We start from the raw sequence: 21,803 nt of genomic DNA, 5'->3' as shown, positions 1-21,803 counted from the left end.
AGAAATTGACAGGATCTCAGATGTGCTTAACCAGGAATATGGCAGAAATCTTAAAATTGTATCTGCCCCTCAATTACTGAATCCATTTAGGGCCATTTAAGTATTACTTTTTTAAAATACTATTGCGATTACTGCTTCGGTTGCTTCCCTCCCTTACGACACATATGTATTAATGTAAAATAATCAGAAAACCAGCTTTACAGTATAAGAGTTAATAATTAATGTTCCAAATCCGAGCCTGCTTCCAATATGTGGATTGATGATATAATGCTTTTTTTGCATCAGTTATCATTAAACCAATGAAAAACCATTTAACCGTACTGTTAACCCTGGCCAGTGTATTATGTACATTAGGCCAATTGAAAGCGCAGGTAAAGGCAGGTTTTACCGCCACTAACGTTGCAGGATGTTCTCCCCTGGTAGTGCAGTTCCAGGATGCCTCTACGGGTAACCCAACCAGTTGGCGTTGGGACCTGGGCAATGGAACCATCTCCTTATTTCAGAATCCTTCCAGTGTTTATTTTGCACCCGGTACCTACACCGTAAAGCTGGTGGCGAAAAATGCAGCAGGCGCAGATTCCATAGTAAAAAAGCAATACGTTACCGTGTACGATAACCCGGTGGCAGACTTCATCGCCTCCGACTCAATAGGCTGCTTTCCTTTTCCGGTTACGTTTACCGATAAAAGCACCGTAAGCGATGGCACTATCAGCAGCTGGCATTGGGACTTTGGCGATGGTAATACCTCAACAGATCAACACCCATCACATACGTATACAGGTACAGGTAATTACACGGTAACCTTACAGGTTACCAGTAGTAATGGTTGCACAAAAAGCTTTAGTAAATCGCAATACATACAAATTGCTTCCGGCGTAATTGCCAATTTTGATTTTACACCTGCAGTGAATAGTTGTAATGCGCCGCTTGAAATAATCTTTAATAACAAATCGGTTGAATCGGGTACGGTGAATTATGTATGGAATTTCGGGGATGGACAAACAGCTACCGACAGGGACCCGCATCATATTTATACCTCGAATGGTTCTTATACTGTTACCCTCAGTGCGGTAAATACCTCCGGCTGTCGTGATACAATGCGTAAAAAGAATGTGATCGTATTAGGGAATACACAAACGCAGTTTACCCTGCCTGCCAGCGTATGCGCCGGGCAATCCTTCTTTCCAATCAATACCTCAACACCAGACCCGGTTGCCGTGCAATGGGATTTTGGCGATGGCAGCACATCAACAGAAATGAGCCCGCAGAAAAGTTATGCTGCAGGCGGTACCTATACCATTAAAATGGTGAACCGGTTTGCTACCTGCGCCGACTCTGTAAATAAACTGATAACTGTTCTGCTCAAACCGGTAGCAGCCTTTACAACCGACCGTACCTATTCCTGCAGTATTCCTGCCGCGATCCAGTTTACCAATACCACTACAGGTGCTGTAAATACTGTATGGGATTTTGGCGATGGCAGCACCAGCACCGCTGCCAGCCCGCAACACGTGTACAAAGCATTTGGCTCATATACGGTAAAACTGGTTGTAACAGGAAGCAATGGCTGTACCGATTCATTGGTTAAAACTGATCTGATCCAGCTTAAACGGCCACAGGTGCAAATTAAGGACATGCCACAAAAAGGTTGTTTACCTTTTACTGTTCCTTTCAATGCCGATATCAATGTGCAGGATAATGTAGTGGCTTATCGCTGGGATTTTGGCGATGGCACCAGCTCCACCCAGGCTGCGCCAATAAAAACATATACCACCGAGGGAAAATATACGGTAAAGCTGGTGATCACCACTGCCGGTGGTTGCACCGATTCCATTGTAATACCCGATGCGGTTTCAACAGCACCAAGACCCCAGGCTGGTTTTACAGCCCTGCTTCGCGATGTGTGCCGCAGCCAGGCGGTCCCATTTGTTAACCAAAGTACTCCGGCAGGCGATGAGTGGCGATGGCAGTTTGGCGATGGCGGTGTTTCTACCATGCAAAACCCAACCTACCAGTTTAACGATACCGGGCTTCTGAAAGTAACCCTGATTGTTACGAACAAAGGTTGTTCCGATACCATGGTAAAACCAGATTATATTCATGTTAATCCTCCGGTTGCGCTTTTTAACATAGGTCTTGATTGTTCTGATAAATACCAGCGGACTTTTACCGATAAATCAATTGCCGCCCAGGGCTGGCATTGGGATTTTGGGGATGGCGCTACCAGTATCAGTCAGTCGCCCGTTCACCGCTATGCTGCCAAAGGTACCTACCGCATACAGCTTATTGTTACCCACGATGCATGTGTGGACAGTATGTCGCAAATGCTGGTTGTTGCTGATGAACATCCTGATTTTGATGCCGATAAAAAAGAATTGTGTAAGGGCGATGGAGTGGCCTTTACTATAAAGAATTATGATCCGGTGTATGTAAGCGGTATGGTATGGAATTTTGGTGATGGCGCCATGAGCGCTGTGCCCGGCGATGTTTCCCATGTGTATACCAGTTCGGGCATGTACAAAGTATCGCTTGTTTATACCGATGTAAATGGTTGTATTGATTCAACTGTAAAACAACAATACATCCAGGTGAACGGGCCATCATCGGCTTTTGATGCTGTTCAACAAAAGATCTGTATCGAAAAGCTGGCTAACTTCCGCGATCTGTCTGCTACCGACGGCACGCATCCTATTGTAAAATGGGTGTGGACGTACGGCGATGGCAAAGAAGAAACCCTGGCCGCAGGACCGTTTAGTCATCTGTATGACAACGGTGGAACTTACATTGTTTCATTAAGAATTACTGACAGTAAAGGTTGTACTGATAATACAGCAGGTAATACCACCATCATTGTTTCAAATCCCAAAGCGGCGTTTGCTACAACGGATACCAGTTCCTGTCCTGGCAAGCCGGTTAGTTTCACTAACAGTTCTACCGGCGATAACCTGCAATACACCTGGGATTTTGGCGATGGTAATACAACGAATCAATTATCACCGGTGCACCAGTATACACAGGATGGTTTGTATACCGTTAACCTGTTGATTGCCGACCCGGTAGGTTGCCGCGATTCGGTTAAACGGGTTGAATATATAAAGATCACTACCCCAATAGCCGGGTTCACGATATCTGATTCCGTTGGCAGTTGCCCGCCTCTGCAGGTTTCTTTTACCAATGAAGCAAAAAATTATGTAACACTTCGCTGGGATTTTGGCGACGGTTCTACCTCAACACTCGAAAGCCCGGTTCACTTTTATAACGTTCCCGGCGTGTTTATGGCTACACAAACTATTTCGTCGCCTGGTGGCTGTATAGCCACATTGTCGAGAAAGATAGTAGTAAAAGGACCAACCGGAACATTCAATTATACACCCACTACGGGTTGCTTACCGCTTACTGTTCAATTTACAGGCGCCGGAAATGAAGTTAAATCGTTCATCTGGGATTTTAATGATGGCAATACCACGGCATCAACTACCGGAACCATGCAGTATAATTATACCCTCGCCGGTAAGTTTGTTCCACGCATGATCCTGGTTGACAGCAATGGTTGCCAGGTGCCGGTTCTTGGTGCAGATACCATCAATGTAATTGGTGTTACCGCACAAGAAACCATGGACACTTACCAGGTTTGTAACAGTGGGTATGTACAGTTCACCGACAAATCAGTGGCCAATGACTATATAGCATCACACCTGTGGGATTTTGGCGATGGAACCTTCAGCACCCAGCCCAATCCGAAACATTTTTTCAACAGGGGGCCGGCTATGCTGACCGTATTGCATATGGTTACTACCGCCAATGGATGTAAAGATGTGGCGCGATTGATCGATACCATCAAAGTATATGCAACGCCCTCGGTAAATATAACCGGCGATAAAGAAGCCTGTGTGCCCGGTCAGTTGGCATTCATTGCCCAGATCACTGGTGATGCCAGTAACCTGGTAAAACACTGGGTGTTTGGTAATGGCCAGGCAGCCGGTGATACAAATGCAGTTACGCAAAACTATTCCACTGCTGGTGCTTACCAGGTACAATTGCAAACGGTTTACCAGGGTTTCTGTTTTGATACTGCCCGGTATGATGTGAACATCTGGCCGCTGCCCAATACGTTTGCCGGTAATGATACTTTTGTATGCCGTGGTATGCCTGCACAACTAAAAGCAACCGGCGCTTCACAATTTAGCTGGAGCACCACCCCTGATCTTTCCTGTACACAATGCGCCAGTCCGCTGATAAACCCGGTTAATAACAGCAGCTATGTGGTAACCGGCACCTCAGTTCACGGATGCGTAAAAAGCGACACGGTGAATGTGCGGGTACGCCAGCCCTTTACCATGCAGGTGCAACCGGGTGATACCATTTGTACCGGTGAACAGGTAAAACTGGGCGCTTCCGGCGCCGACCAATATGAATGGACGGCGAGTGCGGGGTTGGACAATGCAAGAAGCGCTTCGCCAAAAGCATCTCCTAACCATACCACCACTTATACCGTTGTTGGCCGGGATAATGATAATTGTTTTGCCGATACGGGCAGTGTTCAGATCACGGTATTTCCAATACCTACCGTTTTTGCCGGAAATGATACTACCGTAAATACCGGCACCACTGTTCAATTGGGCGCTACCGGTTCAAAGGATGTTACCACTTATACCTGGACGCCGGCAACCGGTCTTAGCTGTAACAATTGCGTGTCGCCAAAGGCTGATGTAAAAGGCACAGTTACCTACCGCCTCACCGTAACCAACCAGGGTGGGTGCGCGGCATCGGATGATGTAACTATTACTTCGGTTTGTAATGGCAACAACTATTTCATCCCGAATACTTTTTCACCCAATGGCGATGGTATGAACGATGTGTTCTATGTGCGCGGGAAAGGCATTGACGTGGTGCATTCTATACGCATCTTTAACCGGTGGGGACAAACGGTATTTGAAAAACATGATTTCAATGCCAATGATCCGAATGCCGGCTGGGATGGAAAGATCAATGGCAAAATTGCCGACATGGATGTGTATGTGTATATAGTAGAGTTGTATTGCGATAACGCGAATATTGTTCCGTATAAAGGGAACGTTGCATTGATAAGATAGTTGGAAAGTTGACCAGTTGACCAGTTTAAATCCAATAATAATCCAGTACCAATATCAAATTATGAAAAACCTGTTCAAAACAATTATGACAAGCCTGGCGTCAGTGGCTGCAATAGCTACCACGCAAGCCCAGGACCTTCACTTCTCACAATTTTTTGAAGCGCCGTTGTTGCGCAATCCTTCCCTGGCGGGCATCTTTACGGGCGACATCAGGGTGCAGGGTGTTTACCGCGATCAATGGAACAGTTTTACCAAAGCCTATCGCACCGGTTCGTTGAATGCAGAGGTGAAATTGCCGGTGACCAACAATGATTTTATTACTACCGGTATTCAAACCTTGTTTGATAAGGCAGGCACTGTTGGCCTTGCTACTACCCAGGTGCTGCCGGCGGTGAATTACCATAAATCATTAAGCAATGATAAAGTAGAATATTTGTCATTAGGCTTTATGGGCGGTTTGGTACACAAAAGCCTGGATATAAGCAAAATGACCACTAACAACCAGTATAATGGCGGTTATAATGCAACAGGCGCTACCGGCGAAACATTTGCGGTGCCCAATTTCAGTACCTGGGATGCATCGGTGGGCATGAGTTATAATACTGCATTTGGTATGAATAGCCAGAACAGCCTGTTTATAGGCGCTGCCTATCATCATTTAAATAAACCTAAAAACTCTTTCTACCGCGATGCTACTACCCAGCTAAACGCCAAGTATGTTTTTTCGGCAGGTGTAAAATGGGTGATCGATGATTATTCTTATTTCACCGTACAGGCCGATCATACTATGCAGGGCACACAGAAGGAAACGATTGCCGGTGGTATGTATTCCATTAACCCGGGCCAGTTTGTTGATGACGCCAATTATATCTTAAGTTTTGGTGGTTACATGCGGTATAAAGATGCCTTTATTCCTGTTGTAAAGGTGGATATGCGTTCTCTGTCGGTAGGGTTGAGTTATGATGTAAATGTTTCGCAATTAACAACCGCCAGCCAAAGCAGGGGTGGTTTTGAATTGTCTTTATCATATATCGGCTTTTTTGATCGCAACAATTCTGCCCGGGACCAGGTGATGTGCCCGAGGTTTTAAAGCCAGCTGAAAGCCTAAAGCCTAAAGCTTAAAGCTGAAAGCAAATACACCGCTGTGCGGCAACAAAAACAGCTGCAGGCCATCGCGCCAACCTGAAACTTTGAACTCTGAACAGTGAACTGGTAACGACTCTATGCATTCCAGTGAGCTAAATTTTACGAATGGCAATTATTGAATGGGTGTTTGGTTGTACATTACAACTATAAAACACCCAACCAGATGACCCGCTTTGCGATTTCAACCTTGTTACTGATTGCTGTTTGCGCCAATGTATTTTCAGCACCTCCGGAAAAAAAAGCCAAAAAAGGACAATCAATTGCTGTTATAGCTTATTATTTTGGTCCGGCAGAACAGGTGGATAGCTTTGCGGTTGAAAAGCTGACGCATATCATCTTTAGTTTTTGTCATTTAAAAGGCAACCAGCTGGTTGTTGACAATGCGCGGGACAGTTTAATTATTCAAAAGCTGGTATCATTAAAAGCCAGGAATCCCCAATTAAAGGTCTTACTGTCCCTGGGCGGTTGGGGTGGCTGCGAAACCTGCTCCCGGGTCTTCAGCGATGAAAACGGACGAAATGAATTTTCTCAATCTGTAAAGAACCTGCTTGATTATTTCAATGCCGATGGTATTGACCTGGATTGGGAATACCCTGCCATTTCTGGCTATCCCGGTCACCAGTTTACGCCTGCCGATAAACCCAATTTTACGCAACTGGTGCAACAGCTGCGCAAGGCCATTGGTAAAAAGCATGAGATCAGTTTTGCTGCCGGCGGTTTTACCTCTTTCCTCGAACAATCCATTGAATGGAAAAAAGTGATGAAGGTGTGTAACCGGGTAAACTTAATGACATACGACCTCATCAATGGGTTTAGCCAGGTTACCGGCCATCATACGCCATTGTATTCTACGCCGCAACAAAAAGAATCAACCGATAATGTTATTCACTACCTCGATTCAATTGGGGTGCCTAAAAATAAACTGGTGATTGGCGCTGCCTTTTATGCCCGCATTTTTGAAAATGTAGACAGTGTAAATAATGGCTTATACCAGGCGGGTAAATTCAAACGTGGGGTGCCTTTTAAAGCATTTACCCAACTGTTATCAGCAGATAGTGGATTTGTATACCACTGGGACCCTGTTGCCAATGCACCCTGGATGTATAATGCTGCACAAAAACTATTTGTAACCTACGACGATACCAGGTCCATGCAGCTGAAAACAGCTTATGCAAAGGATAAAAAGCTCAATGGAATTATGTTCTGGCAATTGGGAGAAGATGCTTATAGTGGCGGGCTGCTTGATGCTATTTATGAAGAGAAGATGAAAGTAAGTGGGCAGTAGGTAAAAAGCTGCAAGCTGCAAGCCGAATACAAGCTGAAAGCCAAAAGCTGAAAGCAGAAAGCAATACACTCCTGCGCGGAACTGGAAACTCTGAACTGGGAACTCTGAACTCGGAACTTTGAACTATGAACTAAGAATCCGTTTGCCTAATTCAATCACTTCACAATCCTTCATATTATTACCATCAATAACAAAGCGAATCAAGGTTCTAATTTTATGCCAACCCTGGTTGCCTGCGGCGCCGGGGTTCATGTGCAGGCATTGAAGTTTGTCGTCGAACATCACTTTAAGAATATGAGAGTGTCCGCAGATAAACAGTTGCGGCGGGTTGGCGGTGAGTTCTTTTTTTACTTCGGTATTGTATTTGGGTGGGTAGCCGCCAATGTGGATCATATAAACGTTCACACCTTCGCAGGTAAAGCGTAATTTTTCCGGGTATACGGAGCGAATGTCCTGGCCATCGATATTCCCATAAACCCCTTTTAAAGGTTTAAAACCGGCCAGTTTATTAGCGAGGGCGATATTCCCGAAATCACCGGCATGCCAGATCTCGTCGCAGTTATCAAAGTGTTTGAAAACTGCGTCGTCCAGAAAGCCGTGCGTATCAGATATCAATCCTATTCGCTTCATAGTATTTTACTATCGGGTAGGGTACCGGTTTTAGATCCGGTAACCCGCTTCTTCTTCAGCCAGTTGTTTTATAGTATCGAGGGTTTCGGCCCAGTTCTTTTCGGCATGGGCGAACATCATCTGGGAGGTAAAATTAGTTTGAGTCAATTGTAGCAAAACACCTTTTTCTTCGGGCGTAATGGTGAAAGTGATGTCTGAATAGTTCTCCGGACTGTCTTCGGTAGCTGAAAATACGCTCCAATAGTTATAAGACAGCACTTTTCCCACTTCAAACTGCAACAGGGAGCCTTTGTCTTTTACTTCTTTGTCTTTATATACGAAAGTAAAGGCAATGGGGCTGCCGATTTTCCAGTCTGTGATCATTTGTACGCCCAGCCACTGTTCAATCCACTGGTTTTCGGTTAAAACGCTCCATACTTTTTCCGCGGTAGCCTCTATTTGTCTTTCTTTGGTAAGGATTAAGCTCTTTTTCATCTGTAAATATTTATTGCGTTTTGGCCAGATGGAACTTACCATGGCAAAATTTTCATCGCCCGTATGTCATAATGAAAATTTTGCCATGGACGTTTCATCTAAATTAATTTAGGATTTCGTCTGAGTCACTTTGAATTCGGGCCGCAAATTACCGGTTTTTCCCTTTTATGCCCCAAATTTCAAAATTGCGTTTTCCACGCGGTATCATTAACTTTATGTGAACGATTAGCTGACATGCCATTCTTTCGCAATTTTACCTATTGGATCGATAAGCGGAGCTGGAAATATGTATTTCTGCTCAAAACCCTTGAGCTTTCCCTGTAAGGCCTCCGATTTCCCCTAAATGTTACCAACGCTGTCATTATACTGCTGTTATTCCTACTAAGGCGGGATGCTGCAGGCATAAGCATATTAGCACATTATCATATTATCAAATTGCTTTATCATGCCATATTATTATAAATTAGGGAACATTCCGCACAAGCGGCATACCCAGTTCCGCAAACCCGATGGTTCCCTGTATGCAGAACAGTTGTTCTCTACCGAAGGGTTTTCCAACGACTACTCGTTGTTGTACCATTGCCATCCGCCTACCGCTATTATAAAAACAGAGCCTTCCTACGATGTATCGCCCAAAGTGGCCGAGGAAAAAATGCTGCGTCATCGCAGTTTAGAAGGGTTTAAGGTAAAACCGGCCATGGACTATTTGCAAAGCCGCGTTCCGGTGCTGGTAAACAATGATTGCCATATAGTGCTGGCGGCGCCACAGGGCGGCATGCAGGATTATTTTTACAAGAATGCCGATGCCGATGAAATGATCTTTATTCATGAAGGTGAAGGCGTACTGCGCACTATGTATGGCGAATTGCCATTTAGCTATGGCGATTACCTGGTTGTTCCCCGCGGCACCATTTACCAGATCCAGTTCATGGATACCAATAACCGCCTGTTTATTGTGGAGTCGTTTAGTCCCATCCGGTTCCCTAAAAAATACCTGAGCAAGAATGGACAGTTACTGGAACACGCGCCTTATTGCGAACGCGATATAAGGGCTCCGCAAAACCTGCCCACTTTTGATCAGAAAGGTGATTTTCTCATCCGCACCAAAAAGCGGGGCATGATGTATAACCTGCATTATGGCCATCATCCGTTTGATATAGTAGGGTGGGACGGGTATTGTTATCCGTTTGCATTCAGTATTCACGATTTTGAACCCATCACCGGCCGGGTGCACCAGCCGCCACCTGTGCACCAGACATTTGAGGCTAATAATTTTGTGGTGTGTTCATTCTGTCCGCGGCTGTTCGATTATCACCCGAATTCCATTCCGGCGCCGTATAACCACAGTAATATAGACAGCGATGAAGTGTTGTATTATGTAGATGGTGATTTTATGAGCCGTAAGAATGTAACCCGGGGCATGATAACGCTGCACCCTGCCGGCATTCCGCATGGCCCGCATCCGGGCACGGTGGAAAAAAGTATTGGTGCAAAGGAAACAAAAGAACTGGCCGTAATGGTAGATACATTTCATCCATTACAATTGACCCAGGAAGCATTAGGCATTGAAAATGCCAATTATACAATGAGTTGGGCGGAGTAGGAAGGAGAAATGAGAAATTAAGAATTATAAATTAGAAATGAAAAAGGGAAGCCCCGGCGGTATAGTCGGGGCTTCGTTATTGATGAGGCTATTTATGTCTTAAATTCAGGTATGGATCAAAAATAATCCCTGACCCTGAACTGTATGAAAATCTACTGTCACTTCTTTGATTTGATCATTTTCAAGTTCATCTTCTTTTACATATTTCTTACAGGAACCCAGGGCTACAGCGCCCAGCAAAATAAAAAGAATACTTTTTTTTATAAATGTTTTTGGTTTGGTCGAAGCCCGTTATAAACGGATATGGTTAAAATAGTATGCTTTAGATGCCCTTGTTGGACTGTTTTCATAAAAGGGTACAATATTTTTTTTTGTCCGGTCGTCTGTCAAATAAACAGGTGGAAGACATTTTTTTCAGAAAAAGCTTGGAGCTATCAACATTTAGGCTTTAACTTTGTGTTTAACCAAATGGTTAAACCGCGTGATTAAAGAGAACAAAAACGACAAAAGCACCGAGCAAAAGATTCTGGAGGCTGCCAAACAGGTTTTTATGGAGAAGGGGATCGATGGCGCCCGGATGCAGGATATTGCAGATAAAGCGGGCATTAACAAGGCCTTATTGCATTATTATTTCCGTAGTAAAGAGAAGCTGTTTGAGATGATCTTTATGGAAGAAGCCCGGAAATTTATGCCCAAAGTCACCTCTATCATGATGTCGGAACTGACCCTGTTCGAGAAGGTAGAGAAGTTTGTAGGCGAATACATCGATACCCTGTTACAGAATCCCTTATTACCGATTTTTATCCTGAACGAAATAAACAGGAATCCTAAAGAGGCGATAAAAAAGATCTTTGGCAATCAACGGCCACCCATAGATAAAGTAGATGAGTTGATTACAAAGCTGGTAAAGAAAGGAGAGATAAAGCCGATCAAAGGCATTGAATTAATGGTGAATATGGTGTCGATGTGTATTTTTCCCTTCCTGGCCCGGCCTATGGTGCAGTGGATCACCAAAGCAACCGATGAAGAGTTTATAAACCTGATGGAATTGCGCAAAAAGACGGTTGTAAAGTTTGTTATTGATTCAATTAAGAAATAAATTTTTTTGTCATGCTATTAACTAAATGGTTAAACCTCATGATTAAACACGGTTTAAGTATCGCGGTACTGTTGTTGGCCATTGGGGTGCAGGCGCAGGATAACCGGCTCACGCTGGAGCAGGCCTATGACCTGGCGCGGCAGAATTACCCGGTCATTAAACAAAAAGACCTGGTTCGTAAAACGGCCGATCTTACTATTGAAAACCTGAACAAAGGATTTCTGCCGCAGTTTACCGTTTCAGGCCAGGCTACGTATCAATCTGATGTAACCCGCTTAGGGGCCAACATCCCGGGTTTAAAGATCGATGTGCCGGGTAAGGACCAGTATAAGGTGCAGGGTGAGTTGAGCCAGTTGCTGTATGATGGCGGCACTACTACCGCGCAGATAAGTGTACAGAACGCCAATGCGCAGGTGGAGGATCAGAAAGCGGAAGTGGAATTGTATAAAGTAAAAGACCGCATTAACCAGTTGTACCTGGGTATTTTGCTGGTTGATGAACAGGTGAAACAGGTTGATTTTGTAAAGAACGATATTCAGCTCGGTATAAAACGGGTAGAAGCGCAGGTTAAAAATGGAACGGCTTTTCGTTCAAGCCAGCTTACGCTGGAAGCCGAGTTAATGAAGAATGATCAGCGGGTAATTGAGTTGAAGGCCAACCGCAAGGGACTGGTGGATGTGTTGTCGCTATTCATAAACAAACAATTGCCTGAAGATATACAACTGAACCTGCCGGTGATCCCTGCCACACTGGTGAAAGAATCGGTAGCCCGGCCTGAATTGAAATTATACAACTATCAAAACGAATTATTCAGGGTACAGAATGGGTTGGTAAGTGCCAAGAACCGGCCGCGCACCAGTTTGTTTGTACAGGGTGGTTATGGCCGGCCTGCTTTGAATTTGCTGAACAATAAGTTTGACTGGTTTTATATAGCGGGGGTTAAGTTTAACTGGTCGCTGGGGAATTTATATACTACCAAAAAAGAACGGGAGTTGCTGCAGGTTAATCAACGGCTGGTGGATGTGCAAAAAGAATTGTTTATGCTCAATACCAATACCCAGTTGAAGCAGCAACAGGCGGAAGTAGATAAGCTGTCACAACTTATCCAAAGCGATCAGCAGATCATCGGCATCAGGGCACAGGTAAAAGAAGCGGCCAATGCGCAGTTATCGAACGGGGTAATCACCGCCAATGACTTTCTGAAAGAAGTAAATGCGGAAGATGATGCAAAACAATCGCTCATTACCCACCAGTTACAATTATTAATGGCGCAGATAAATGCCCGGACTATTTCCGGCAATCAATAATATTGACAAATAAATTAACATGAACAAACTCATTGTAACCGGTATTGCTGTAGCAGTGATTGTTACTGCCTGTAACCGTAACACCCCCAAATTCGATGCATCCGGCACGTTTGAAGTAGATGAAGTGATTGTTTCGGCCGAACAGAATGGAAAATTATTATCGTTCAATGTAAATGAAGGACAGGCCATTCCGGCTCAGCAGGTAGTAGGTATTATCGATGCCGAAAACCTTTCGTTACAAAAAGAACAGATCCAGGCCAGTATAGAGGCCCTGCACGATAAAACATCCGATGTGCGTCCGCAGGTAAAATTGTTACAGGAACAACTGAATGTACAACAATCGCAATTAGCCAATATGCTGCACGAGCGCACGCGTATAGAGAACCTGCTTAAACAGGATGCCGCCACCGGCAAACAACTGGATGATATGAACTCACAAATTGAAGTACTGCAAAGGCAAATGGATGTTACCCGGCAGCAGATCAATGTGCAAATGACCAACACCAGTACGCAAAACCGTACGGTACTGAGCGAAAAGAAACCGCTGGAAAAAAGAGTGGCGCAACTGAGCGACCAGATCAAAAAGGCGCAGATCATAAACCCTATTGGCGGCACCGTTATTACCAAATATGCCGAACCTGGCGAAGTAACGTCCGCCGGCAAGGCCCTGTACAAGATCGCTAACCTGGATACGCTTACTTTGCGGGCCTATATCACCGGCACGCAATTACCCCAGATAAAACTGAACCAGACCGTAAAAGTAATGATTGATAGCGGCGCCAATGCTTACCGCGATTATCCCGGCACCATCACCTGGGTATCTGACAAAGCGGAGTTTACGCCGAAGACTATACAAACGAAAGAGGAACGCGCTAACCTGGTGTATGCTATTAAAGTAAGAGTGAAGAACGATGGATATCTGAAGATAGGGATGTACGGTGAAGTACTGTTTGGAAATAAAGTTAATTAAGTTAACAGGTTGACAAGTTAACTTGTTAACACGTCAACATTTCAACTCAAAAAAATGGCATCTGTAGTTGCAAATAATCTTACGAAGCAGTATGGTAAGAAGAAGGACACCGTACAGGCCCTGAAGGGCATTTCCTTTGAAGTAGAAAAAGGGGAGCTTTTCGGGATCATAGGTCCGGACGGAGCAGGCAAAACATCTTTGTTCCGCATACTTACCACGTTATTGTTACCCGATGGCGGAGCTGCTTCGGTAGATGGCCTGGATGTGGTAAAAGATTTTAAAGCCATTCGTCAGCGGGTAGGGTATATGCCGGGCCGTTTCTCCCTGTACCAGGACCTGACCATTGAAGAAAACCTTGAATTCTTTGCTACCATCTTCAACACCACTATCCGGGAGAATTATGACCTTATTAAAGATATCTATTCGCAAATAGAACCCTTTAAAGACAGAAGGGCCGGCAAGTTATCGGGTGGAATGAAGCAAAAGCTGGCATTGAGTTGTGCATTGATCCATAAACCAACGGTGTTGTTCCTGGATGAACCTACCACCGGTGTGGATGCCGTTTCACGAAAAGAGTTCTGGGAAATGTTGCGCAGTCTTAAAAACCAGGGCATCACCATTCTTGTATCAACGCCCTATATGGATGAAGCCAGTTTGTGCGACCGCGTAGCCCTCATTCAGAATGGTGAGATCCTGTCGGTAGATACTCCCGAAGGGGTGATCACTTCTTACAAGCATCCGTTGTTGGCAGTAAAAGATAACAACATGTTGGCCTTGCTGAACCTGCTGCAACAATATGAAGGGGCACTGGATGCCTATCCGTTTGGCGAGTTTCACCATGTGGTGCTAAAGGATGGGTATACCAATTCGTCAGTAACAACGTATTTACAACAACACCAGTTGGGGCATGTGGAGGTTCATGCTATTAAAGCAGATATTGAGGATTGTTTTATAGCGTTGATGAAGTCGGGTTAGTTGACAGGTTGACAAGTTGATAGCGTTGACAGGGTTGATAGAGTTGATAAAGGTTGCCGCGATGCGGATTGCCGATTGCCGATTCACGATTGCCGGCTTTGCCTTTTTCACCACTGAATCCCGATAGCTATCGGGAGCCTACTGCCTTTATAATCATTGAATATAAAAAGCAATGAATAATAACAACATCGCCATAATAGCAGAATCGCTCACTAAAAGATTCGGTGATTTCACTGCCGTAGATGCCATTTCATTTGAAGTAAAGAAAGGCGAGATCTTCGGGTTCCTGGGTGCCAATGGCGCCGGCAAAACAACGGCCATGCGCATGTTATGCGGGTTGTCGATCCCCACTTCGGGTAAAGCGTCCGTGGCCGGCTTTGATGTATATAAACAAACCGAGCACATAAAACGCAGCATCGGGTATATGAGCCAGAAGTTCTCCCTGTATGAAGACCTGACGGTGCGCGAGAACATCCGCTTTTATGCGGGCATCTATGGCAAGAGCGATGCTTTTATAAAAGAGAAAACTGCCTTCCTGTTGCACGAGCTGCACCTGGAGGCGGAAGCCAATAAACTGGTAAAATCATTGCCGCTTGGCTGGAAACAAAAGCTGGCTTTTTCGGTAGCCATATTTCATGAGCCGGAGGTTGTTTTCCTGGATGAACCCACAGGCGGTGTTGATCCCGTTACCCGGCGGGAATTCTGGAACATGATCTATAAAGCGGCGGAATCGGGGATTACCGTTTTTGTAACTACTCACTACATGGACGAAGCCGAGTATTGTAACCGCGTTTCTATTATGGTTGATGGCAGAATAGATGCATTGGATACGCCGACGCAGTTGAAGAAAACATTTAGCGTGTCTTCGATGGATGAAGTTTTTTTAAAATTGGCCAGGCAGGCAAAGAGAGGTGAGTAGTGAGTGGTGAGTAAGCTCGCGCAATTTTTAGCGAATCACAAATAGCAACAATAATTCACAAATTATTCTTATGAAGCAATTTGTTTCATTCGTAAAGAAAGAGTTTCATCATATTCTAAGGGACAAACGAACCCTGTTTATTTTATTGGGCATGCCCATTATGCAGATCCTGATCTTTGGATTTGCCCTGACCAATGAAGTAAAGAATTCGAAGATCGCCATTTTTGATCAGTCGAACGACCTGAGTACGCAGGCGCTTCGCACCGAGCTGGATGCGAGCCGCTATTTTGATGTTGTGCAGGATATTCATTCTTACCAGGAAATTGAAGCGGCATTTAAAAAGGGGAGCATCAAGCTGGCCGTTGTGTTTCCCGAAAACTTTGCCAGTGACCTGGACCATTTCAATACCGCGCAGGTACAACTGATTGCCGACGCCTCGGACCCCAACGTGGCCAATACGCTTACAAACTATGCCACATCTATTATCCTCGATTACAAGGACCGTATTACCAATAACCGGAAGTTGCCATACACTATTAAAACGGAGATGCGCATGCTGTACAACCCGCAATTAAAGGGCGCGTATAGTTTTGTGCCGGGTGTTATGGCTATGGTACTGATGCTGGTGTGTACGTTAATGACAGCTATCACTATTGTACGGGAGAAAGAATTAGGCACCATGGAAATTATGCTGGTGTCGCCCATGCAACCATTCAAGATCGTAGTAGCCAAAGCCGTTCCGTATTTGTTGTTGTCTATTGTAAATATTACCAGCATTCTGTTGCTGAGTGTGTTTGTGCTGGATGTGCCCATCAATGGAAGTTTACTGCTATTGATCTTTGAAAGCATTTTGTTCACGCTTACCTGTTTGGCGTTTGGATTGTTGATCTCCACCCGCACCGATTCACAGCAAACCGCCATGTTCATTGCCCTTACGGGTATGTTTTTGCCAACGATCATGTTGAGCGGGTTTATGTTCCCAATTGAGAATATGCCATTGCCATTACGGGTGATCTCGAATATTGTTCCCGCCAAATGGTTTTATTATATCGTAAAAGAGGTGATGATAAAGGGGCTGGGGTTTGCATCAGTTTGGAAAGAGACGTTGATCCTGTTTGGCATGTTGCTGCTCCTGCTGGTGTTAAGCATCAGGAATTTCAAAATAAGACTCGCATAAACTATTTATATGAGAACCTTACGTTTTCTATTACAAAAAGAGTTCCGGCAGATCTTCCGCGATCCATCCATCATCCGCATCATTTTTATGATGCCATCCATTCAGTTGCTGATCCTGCCCTGGGCAGCCGATTATGAAGTGAAGAACATTCAACTGAGTGTGGTAGATCATGACCATTCACAATATTCGCAGCAACTGGTGAACAAGGTCACTGCTTCGGGTTATTTCCGCTTGCAGGATTATTCCGGTTCTTACCACAACGCCCTGCAACAGGTGGAACACGACCAATCGGACCTGGTGCTGGAGATCCCGGCTGATTTTGAAAAGAAGCTGATAAAAGAAAATGAATCTACCCTGTTTATGGCCATCAATGCCATTAATGGGGTAAAGGCCAACCTGGGCGGCGCCTATCTGCGAAGTATCATCCAGGATTATAACCACGAGGTACGGTTAAAGTGGGTGCAACTGCCGCGGTTCAGCCAGGAGTTACAGCTGGATGTTACCAGCAGCAACTGGTTCAACCCATCCATGAACTACAAGTATTTTATGGTGCCGGGGATATTGGTTGTGCTGGTAACCATGGTGGGTTCGTTCCTGGCATCGCTTAACATTGTACGGGAGAAGGAGATAGGAACCATAGAACAGATCAATGTAACCCCGGTCAAAAAATACCATTTCATCTTAGGTAAACTGATCCCGTTCTGGATCCTGGGTTTGCTAATCCTGACCATTGGGTTAACCATTGCGCGGGTGGCCTATGGCATTATGCCACTGGGCAGTTTTGTGGTGATCTATGTGTTTGCGGCAGTATACCTGTTGGCCGTACTGGGACTGGGATTGCTGTTATCTACTTACACCAGCAATCAGCAACAGGCCATGCTGTTGTCGTTCTTTTTAATGATGGTGTTTATTTTATTAAGTGGTCTCTATACTTCTATAGATAGTATGCCGGCCTGGGCGCAGGTTATTACAAAGTTCAACCCCGTTACTTATTTTATTGATGTAATGCGGATGGTGGTGCTGAAGGGGAGTGGGTTTAAAGACATCAGCCCGCATATTTTTACCGTGCTGGGTTTTGCAGCAGTGCTGAATACCTGGGCGGTGATCAATTATAAAAAACGTTCATAGGGGCAAAAAAAATCTCCCCGACGGTACTGTCGGGGAGAAAATATTTTAGTGATGGCCCTTTCAATTAATCATAAATAAACCGGTGCGGAGAAAACTTAAAGGAGATATCGCCGGCTGTTTTGTTATAATTAATACCTACGTACAATTCGCCGCTTTGGGTAAAGCTTTCAGTTTTTACCACACTATCATTTACTACCACTTTAATGGTATGTTTACCTTCGGTATTGGCGGTAGAAATACTAGTGGCGAATCCTAACAGTTCGTTGGTAGTTACCTGTGTGTTCAGTAAAGGTTGATTATCTATCACAACCTGCACATTATCCCTGTCGAAAGTACCTTGCACGTCTACCCCCAGGTCATAAACAGTTGGGTTGTTGGCTTTGCGGCATGCTGCAAACAGCAGCAGGACCAGCGAGGTAAACAAAATTGTTTTTTTCATAATATTTGTGTTCATGGCTAACTGCACTACGACAACGGCTAAATTGTTTTCGTTGCATGATGTATCTGAATGCAAAGGTACTGCAACTTACCCGCTCTAAAAAATATGTTAAAGGCATTAAAAGTCACGGACAAAAAATTAATCTGGTTACTGTTTTGAGTGCTGTGTTTTTGGTTTTTAGTTGGGATAGGGTTCATGCTGCGTGTAAAAAAGATAATTGCTGTTTAAAAGTGGGTAAAGATTGCTGGCGTGGTATCATTCCCGTTTATAACTGGTAAAAAGTATTCAGCGCGGTATTGGTTCTGTATATAAATCAGGAAAAATAATTTCCAGGATATCGTTTCTGTTTACAAAAGGTAAAAAATACCCAGCGCCGTTCAATTCTGTTTACAAACGGTCGAAAATACTTTGCGCAGCATTGTTTTCAACTGAAAACAGGGTGTTTTCAGTTGGAAGGATATTGTTTTAAACTGAAAACGGGTCGATTTCAGTTGGGGGCGATCTGTTTCTAACTGAAAACAGGGTGTTTTCAGTTGGTGGCGTATTATTTTAAACTGAAAACGGGTCGATTTCAGTTGGGGGCGGTCTGTTTCTAACTGAAAACAGGGTGGTTTCAGTTAGAATGACAACGATCACGTTCCCGGGTGCAGCACTAAAACTTAAGAACTCAATAACTTAGACCCCAAAAAACTTTGAACCGGTGAAAATTCGGTGAAAATGCTGTAAAATGAATGAATATTCATTTATCTTTGCTCCCGATGCGCACAAGAGATACCAATAAAGAGAATAGTATCCGTAAACAGGCCATTGAAATGGTCGTAAAGGAGGGTCTTGACGGTTTCAGCATGCAAAAGCTGGCCAAGGCCGCCGGCGTGTCGCCTGCCACCCTGTACATCTATTATAAAGACCGGGATGACCTGATAAACCAGATCGCGACTGAGATCAGCCTCCGGTTAATGGAAAGTAGTTTACAGGGCATACATCCCAAGATGTCATTTGCCGATGGCATGGAGATCCAATGGAAAAACCGGCTGAAGTTCTACATGGAGAATATGCAGGAGATTGAGTTTGTGGAGCAGATCCGGTACAGTCCATTATATGAAACCATCAGGCAGGTGATACGGCAAAAATTCGGGGATGTATTGGGGGCGTTTGTGATGAATGCCATCAACCGGGGCGAACTGGTGCCACTGCCTTTTGAAGTGTACTGGGCTGTTGCTTTTGCTCCCCTTTACCAGTTGATAAAATTCCATAGCCAGGGCAGGAGTCACGCCAATGACGAGTTTACCATCAGCACCGAAATGGTAGACATGACCCTGAAATTGGTGTTGAAGGCGCTCAAACCTTAGTATTTTTTTGTCCAATTAAGTAAATGAATGTTCATTTTTATGAATAACATTAAACTTCCCACTTACATCAAAAGAGACCTGCGGGTATTGGTTTTTAAAACCAATCTGGTGTCGGCAAAAGACGTTCATCGCATATCTCCTCTAATGGGCGATACACCTGGCATACTGCGATGGAATGTAGACGAGCATGATATTGACAATGTTTTGCGAATTGAAACGTCATGGTTATTACCGGGCGACATCATTCGCGTACTAACCAATGCAGGGTATTTATGTGAAGAACTGCCTGATTAATTAATTATTTCAAACCGAATCAAATGAATTCAACCAAACCAACCAAAGCACCCAAACCCTCCTTTACAGGATACGAGGTGTTTGTGATAGCCATCCTAGCCTTTTTACAATTTACTGTTATCCTTGACTTTATGGTAATGTCGCCGCTTGGCGCCATGTTAATGCCTCAATTGAAAATCAGCCCATCGCAGTTCGGCTGGGCGGTATCTGTATATGCATTCAGCGCCTGCGTTTCCGGTATGCTGGCCGCAGGTTTTGCCGATAAATTCGACCGGAAGAAGTTGCTTATTTTCTTTTATATAGGCTTTTTAATTGGTACCGCATTATGCGCCATAGCCAACACGTACCATTTTCTGCTGGCTGCCCGGATTGTGACGGGGTTGTTTGGCGGGGTGATCGGTTCTGTAGGTATGGCTATCATAACCGATCTGTTCACCATTGAGCGCAGGGGACGGGTGATGGGTTTTGTGCAAATGGCTTTTGGTGTAAGCCAGGTGCTGGGCCTGCCTATCGGTCTGGTGCTGGCCAACCATTTCGGCTGGCATGCGCCTTTCTGGATGATTGCAGGCGTTGGCCTGATACCAGGTATCATCATTGCCCTGTATATGAAACCGGTTACTGCTCACCTCAAGTTGCAGCACGACCGCAATCCGTTTGAACATCTGGGGAAGACCGTTGCCAACCCAAACTATCTGTTAGCATTTTTGACCACTACCTTGCTGGCTACGGGCGGCTTTATGCTGATGCCCTTTGGCAGCGCCTTTAGTATACATAACCTGGGCCTTACGCAGGAAGATCTGCCTGTGCTTTATGGGGTTTCGGGATTATTCTCCTTTGTTTTTGGGCCACTCGCCGGTTTCCTGAGCGATAAAGTGGGCAAATACAAGGTTTTTGTAACGGGAACCGTGTTGACGATGATCGTGGTTGCTATTTATACCAACCTGGGTGTAACCCCACTGGCTACGGTAATTGCGATCAATGTGATGATGTTTGCGGGCATTATGGCCCGGATGGTTTCCTCTACAGCCCTGATAAGCGCCATACCGCAACCAAATGACCGGGGTGCCTTTATGAGCATCAACTCATCGGTTCAGCAGTTATCCGGCGGTTTGGCCGCAGCATTGGCCGGCATGGTGATCTCGGAAGGGCCTGGCGGCAAACTGCAGCATTACAGTACCTTGGGAATCATTGTGATGGCAAGCATGACGGGGTGTATGATAATGATGTATTTCATAAATAAACAGGTGGGGCATAAGTTTGGGAAACAGGCAATTGCCCCACAACCGGCAAAGGAAATGGAAGAAGCTTTTTTGATTGAATAAACCAGTTTCAGGTTCCAGGTTTCAGGTTCCAAGGAACTTTGAACTCTGAATTTGCAACCTTAAAACCTAAACAGCTTCACTTGAAACTTAATATGGTTATGTGGCCAGCGTTTTGTAAATTAGAAATCAACTAAAAATGCTGTCATATGATCAAAATTTCAGAAGTTAGATTCGGAGATATTGTTGTGGCCGAATATGAAGGCCAGCAAAGAGAGGGAATGGTAAAGGATGTTGACCGTCCGGAAGGAAAAGCCCTGGTGGAAGCAGCCGGAAGTGAGTTTTGGTATGAACCGCAGGAACTGTACCCGATACCCCTGAATGATGAGCAAATGCGGAAGCTTGGTTTTACAAAACACGAGAACGGGGATGGAAGCGCCAAGTACATGAAAGACTCGTTCAGGGTGCTTTTACCGCAAAATGGCAACTTTTCGAACCTGGAAATCTGGTGGCGGGAAGATCACCGGTACCTGACCCACCCGATTGGGGTACATGAGCTGCAAAACCATTATTACCAGATGACGAAGGTGGAACTAATGCCGGTTGTAGTTTATTAAGTTGCTTATAGTCAACTGTTTAAATACGTACAAGGAGTG

General features: G+C 44.8%; 19 protein-coding genes. 16 read left to right on the top strand and 3 right to left on the bottom strand.

Features of this window, described 5'->3' with window-relative positions; genetic code table 11:
- The first annotated feature begins 299 nt into the window (after window positions 1–299).
- The 3 genes from NIAKO_RS21965 (at window position 300) to NIAKO_RS21955 (ending at window position 7,524) form a co-directional block, all read left to right on the top strand.
- A complete protein-coding gene (locus tag NIAKO_RS21965; protein ID WP_014220651.1) occupies window positions 300–5,093 on the top strand; it encodes a T9SS C-terminal target domain-containing protein in 4,794 nt (1,597 codons plus the stop codon).
- Window positions 5,094–5,154: 61 nt separating this feature from the next.
- Window positions 5,155–6,183, top strand: a complete 1,029-nt coding sequence (locus NIAKO_RS21960) for a PorP/SprF family type IX secretion system membrane protein (RefSeq protein WP_041347142.1) — start codon at window positions 5,155–5,157, stop codon at window positions 6,181–6,183.
- Between the two features lie 219 nt (window positions 6,184–6,402).
- Complete coding sequence (locus NIAKO_RS21955) at window positions 6,403–7,524, top strand: glycoside hydrolase family 18 protein (protein ID WP_014220649.1); 1,122 nt, start codon at window positions 6,403–6,405, stop codon at window positions 7,522–7,524.
- A gap of 123 nt (window positions 7,525–7,647) precedes the next feature.
- On the opposite strand, the gene NIAKO_RS21950 is transcribed toward NIAKO_RS21955, so the two are convergent.
- Window positions 7,648–8,154 (bottom strand): metallophosphoesterase family protein, encoded by a 507-nt coding sequence (locus NIAKO_RS21950; RefSeq protein ID WP_014220648.1) that lies wholly within the window; start codon window positions 8,152–8,154, stop codon window positions 7,648–7,650.
- A 30-nt stretch (window positions 8,155–8,184) separates the two neighbouring features.
- On the bottom strand, window positions 8,185–8,628 hold the full coding sequence (locus NIAKO_RS21945; RefSeq protein WP_041349132.1) for an SRPBCC domain-containing protein: 444 nt from the start codon (window positions 8,626–8,628) through the stop codon (window positions 8,185–8,187).
- Window positions 8,629–9,073: 445 nt separating this feature from the next.
- Between NIAKO_RS21945 and NIAKO_RS21940 the strand changes: the two genes are divergently transcribed.
- The 8 genes from NIAKO_RS21940 (at window position 9,074) to NIAKO_RS21905 (ending at window position 17,806) form a co-directional block, all read left to right on the top strand.
- Window positions 9,074–10,231 carry a homogentisate 1,2-dioxygenase gene (locus NIAKO_RS21940; RefSeq protein WP_014220646.1) on the top strand — a complete coding sequence of 386 codons (1,158 nt, stop codon included), beginning with the start codon at window positions 9,074–9,076 and terminating at the stop codon, window positions 10,229–10,231.
- Between the two features lie 481 nt (window positions 10,232–10,712).
- A complete protein-coding gene (locus NIAKO_RS21935; RefSeq protein WP_014220645.1) occupies window positions 10,713–11,330 on the top strand; it encodes a TetR/AcrR family transcriptional regulator in 618 nt (205 codons plus the stop codon).
- 11 nt (window positions 11,331–11,341) lie between these two features.
- On the top strand, window positions 11,342–12,637 hold the full coding sequence (locus tag NIAKO_RS21930) for a TolC family protein (RefSeq protein ID WP_242675520.1): 1,296 nt from the start codon (window positions 11,342–11,344) through the stop codon (window positions 12,635–12,637).
- 19 nt (window positions 12,638–12,656) lie between these two features.
- On the top strand, window positions 12,657–13,607 hold the full coding sequence (locus NIAKO_RS21925) for an HlyD family secretion protein (RefSeq protein ID WP_014220643.1): 951 nt from the start codon (window positions 12,657–12,659) through the stop codon (window positions 13,605–13,607).
- 54 nt (window positions 13,608–13,661) lie between these two features.
- The gene (locus tag NIAKO_RS21920) at window positions 13,662–14,582 is read left to right on the top strand and encodes an ABC transporter ATP-binding protein (RefSeq protein ID WP_014220642.1); all 921 of its coding nucleotides are present in this window, start codon (window positions 13,662–13,664) and stop codon (window positions 14,580–14,582) included.
- Window positions 14,583–14,754: 172 nt separating this feature from the next.
- Window positions 14,755–15,501 carry an ABC transporter ATP-binding protein gene (locus tag NIAKO_RS21915; protein WP_014220641.1) on the top strand — a complete coding sequence of 249 codons (747 nt, stop codon included), beginning with the start codon at window positions 14,755–14,757 and terminating at the stop codon, window positions 15,499–15,501.
- Between the two features lie 70 nt (window positions 15,502–15,571).
- Window positions 15,572–16,678 carry an ABC transporter permease gene (locus NIAKO_RS21910; RefSeq protein WP_014220640.1) on the top strand — a complete coding sequence of 369 codons (1,107 nt, stop codon included), beginning with the start codon at window positions 15,572–15,574 and terminating at the stop codon, window positions 16,676–16,678.
- Window positions 16,679–16,687: 9 nt separating this feature from the next.
- The gene (locus tag NIAKO_RS21905) at window positions 16,688–17,806 is read left to right on the top strand and encodes an ABC transporter permease (protein WP_014220639.1); all 1,119 of its coding nucleotides are present in this window, start codon (window positions 16,688–16,690) and stop codon (window positions 17,804–17,806) included.
- Window positions 17,807–17,870: 64 nt separating this feature from the next.
- Here the strand turns inward: NIAKO_RS21905 and NIAKO_RS21900 are convergent, their stop codons facing one another.
- Window positions 17,871–18,245 carry a hypothetical protein gene (locus tag NIAKO_RS21900; RefSeq protein WP_041347141.1) on the bottom strand — a complete coding sequence of 125 codons (375 nt, stop codon included), beginning with the start codon at window positions 18,243–18,245 and terminating at the stop codon, window positions 17,871–17,873.
- Window positions 18,246–18,301: 56 nt separating this feature from the next.
- Between NIAKO_RS21900 and NIAKO_RS21895 the strand changes: the two genes are divergently transcribed.
- The 5 genes from NIAKO_RS21895 (at window position 18,302) to NIAKO_RS21875 (ending at window position 21,764) form a co-directional block, all read left to right on the top strand.
- On the top strand, window positions 18,302–18,523 hold the full coding sequence (locus NIAKO_RS21895; protein ID WP_014220637.1) for a hypothetical protein: 222 nt from the start codon (window positions 18,302–18,304) through the stop codon (window positions 18,521–18,523).
- 480 nt (window positions 18,524–19,003) lie between these two features.
- Entirely contained in the window at window positions 19,004–19,594 is a 591-nt protein-coding gene (locus NIAKO_RS21890; RefSeq protein WP_041347140.1) for a TetR/AcrR family transcriptional regulator, read from the top strand.
- 39 nt (window positions 19,595–19,633) lie between these two features.
- The gene (locus NIAKO_RS21885; RefSeq protein ID WP_063721394.1) at window positions 19,634–19,888 is read left to right on the top strand and encodes a hypothetical protein; all 255 of its coding nucleotides are present in this window, start codon (window positions 19,634–19,636) and stop codon (window positions 19,886–19,888) included.
- A gap of 23 nt (window positions 19,889–19,911) precedes the next feature.
- Entirely contained in the window at window positions 19,912–21,210 is a 1,299-nt protein-coding gene (locus tag NIAKO_RS21880) for an MFS transporter (protein ID WP_014220634.1), read from the top strand.
- Between the two features lie 146 nt (window positions 21,211–21,356).
- On the top strand, window positions 21,357–21,764 hold the full coding sequence (locus tag NIAKO_RS21875; protein WP_014220633.1) for a hypothetical protein: 408 nt from the start codon (window positions 21,357–21,359) through the stop codon (window positions 21,762–21,764).
- Window positions 21,765–21,803: the final 39 nt, after the last annotated feature.

The organism is Niastella koreensis GR20-10, assembly GCF_000246855.1.
Classification (GTDB): domain Bacteria; phylum Bacteroidota; class Bacteroidia; order Chitinophagales; family Chitinophagaceae; genus Niastella; species Niastella koreensis.
The sequence above is the reverse complement of the archived record's forward strand: the minus strand, read 5'-3'. Positions and strand labels throughout refer to the sequence as shown.

What these genes read in the sequence shown, in the direction of transcription:
- NIAKO_RS21965 (WP_014220651.1), top strand. Translation starts at nt 300, where the DNA reads ATGAAAAACCATTTAACCGTACTGTTAACCCTGGCCAGTGTATTATGT.
- NIAKO_RS21960 (WP_041347142.1), top strand. Translation starts at nt 5,155, where the DNA reads ATGAAAAACCTGTTCAAAACAATTATGACAAGCCTGGCGTCAGTGGCT.
- NIAKO_RS21955 (WP_014220649.1), top strand. Translation starts at nt 6,403, where the DNA reads ATGACCCGCTTTGCGATTTCAACCTTGTTACTGATTGCTGTTTGCGCC.
- NIAKO_RS21950 (WP_014220648.1), bottom strand. Translation starts at nt 8,154, where the DNA reads ATGAAGCGAATAGGATTGATATCTGATACGCACGGCTTTCTGGACGAC.
- NIAKO_RS21945 (WP_041349132.1), bottom strand. Translation starts at nt 8,628, where the DNA reads ATGAAAAAGAGCTTAATCCTTACCAAAGAAAGACAAATAGAGGCTACC.
- NIAKO_RS21940 (WP_014220646.1), top strand. Translation starts at nt 9,074, where the DNA reads ATGCCATATTATTATAAATTAGGGAACATTCCGCACAAGCGGCATACC.
- NIAKO_RS21930 (WP_242675520.1), top strand. Translation starts at nt 11,342, where the DNA reads ATGCTATTAACTAAATGGTTAAACCTCATGATTAAACACGGTTTAAGT.
- NIAKO_RS21925 (WP_014220643.1), top strand. Translation starts at nt 12,657, where the DNA reads ATGAACAAACTCATTGTAACCGGTATTGCTGTAGCAGTGATTGTTACT.
- NIAKO_RS21920 (WP_014220642.1), top strand. Translation starts at nt 13,662, where the DNA reads ATGGCATCTGTAGTTGCAAATAATCTTACGAAGCAGTATGGTAAGAAG.
- NIAKO_RS21915 (WP_014220641.1), top strand. Translation starts at nt 14,755, where the DNA reads ATGAATAATAACAACATCGCCATAATAGCAGAATCGCTCACTAAAAGA.
- NIAKO_RS21910 (WP_014220640.1), top strand. Translation starts at nt 15,572, where the DNA reads ATGAAGCAATTTGTTTCATTCGTAAAGAAAGAGTTTCATCATATTCTA.
- NIAKO_RS21905 (WP_014220639.1), top strand. Translation starts at nt 16,688, where the DNA reads ATGAGAACCTTACGTTTTCTATTACAAAAAGAGTTCCGGCAGATCTTC.
- NIAKO_RS21900 (WP_041347141.1), bottom strand. Translation starts at nt 18,245, where the DNA reads ATGAAAAAAACAATTTTGTTTACCTCGCTGGTCCTGCTGCTGTTTGCA.
- NIAKO_RS21895 (WP_014220637.1), top strand. Translation starts at nt 18,302, where the DNA reads ATGATGTATCTGAATGCAAAGGTACTGCAACTTACCCGCTCTAAAAAA.
- NIAKO_RS21890 (WP_041347140.1), top strand. Translation starts at nt 19,004, where the DNA reads ATGCGCACAAGAGATACCAATAAAGAGAATAGTATCCGTAAACAGGCC.
- NIAKO_RS21885 (WP_063721394.1), top strand. Translation starts at nt 19,634, where the DNA reads ATGAATAACATTAAACTTCCCACTTACATCAAAAGAGACCTGCGGGTA.
- NIAKO_RS21880 (WP_014220634.1), top strand. Translation starts at nt 19,912, where the DNA reads ATGAATTCAACCAAACCAACCAAAGCACCCAAACCCTCCTTTACAGGA.
- NIAKO_RS21875 (WP_014220633.1), top strand. Translation starts at nt 21,357, where the DNA reads ATGATCAAAATTTCAGAAGTTAGATTCGGAGATATTGTTGTGGCCGAA.